General features: G+C 46.2%; 1 protein-coding gene. It reads right to left on the reverse strand.

Features of this window, described 5'->3' with window-relative positions; translation table 11 throughout:
• Positions 1-963 (reverse strand): hypothetical protein (locus tag A3750_RS12585; protein ID WP_068548325.1); only part of this gene is annotated, 963 nt, incomplete at its 3' end.
• Positions 964-1,104: the final 141 nt, after the last annotated feature.

Genomic DNA, 1,104 nt, shown 5'->3' on the forward strand with positions numbered 1-1,104 from the left:
TGGCGCAAACACTTCTGCCTCACGCATCATGAGATCTGGAGTGACCATTAAGTCATCAAGCAAGGTTCCTAGCGGGCTTTCGCCGTAGACTTGAAAGAAGTAGTCAACCACTAGCTCGTAACTTTCTCTAAAGTAGGCAGAGCTTCGGAATGTCTTCCAAAATTCGTATCCTAAAACAACAAACTCTGACAGATCGATGCTATCCATACCTTGCTGAAACTCAGACATTGTCTTATCTTCCAACACATCCCATAACTCCATGGTCGATGTCTTGATGTCTTCTTCGGTCAAGGAGTTTTCAAGAAACGCTTTACTCTCCTTCAGGATAAAGACTAGGTTTTTTGCGATATAGTGACGTACATTTTCTTCGACGGCACCGTCTAGGTTTGGGGCTGTTTTATCAAGCATTTGCTTCCCAAACTTGAGCATGGATGCAACACCGGGAACCTTCTTGCTGAGCACATTTTCTTCGTAGATATAGCGGATAATGGCCTGGTAGAGCACTCCAGAAATCAGGTCTTTGTATACCGGCAGCTCAATAACATGGTTAATGCCGTTCTTTCTCTGCTCAGGTAATTCAAGCAACTTATCGACAAACTCTTCAAAGTGCGCCGTTGGTAAGATGTCGCGCAGAGGTGTACTTTTATGCATCTCAGAACTAAACAGCTGAGCGGCTGCATCGCCGGCTAGTTCAGCCACCGCACCCGGTATTTCATTATCCACAACATTCCGCGCAATCACCGATTTCACTTGGTCTGCGTCGACAAACGCGCTCAAGGGCATCTCGCGCGCAACGGACAGATGCAACTCAAGCTCTGGTTTTAACCATGCCAAAAAGGCTTCACGCTCAAACAAAGCCAGCTCATGCGCAAGATGCAGCTCCATTAGTGCTGCCGCTTGCGGGTGCTCTTCACGCACTTGTTGGTCTGCCTTTTTTACTTTGCTTTTTTTGGAGCCTGTCATAAAAACACCTTATCAACGTGATGACGCATAAACCGCACATTAAGCTCCAAATGCTGTTTTAAGTGATTTTGGAATAAACGCCGAAAGTACGCTTGTTTCCGGCGGAAGTGAATATCGACCAACTCGTTGCAAGACCGTTTT

It is taken from the genome of Oleiphilus sp. HI0079 (assembly GCF_001635105.1).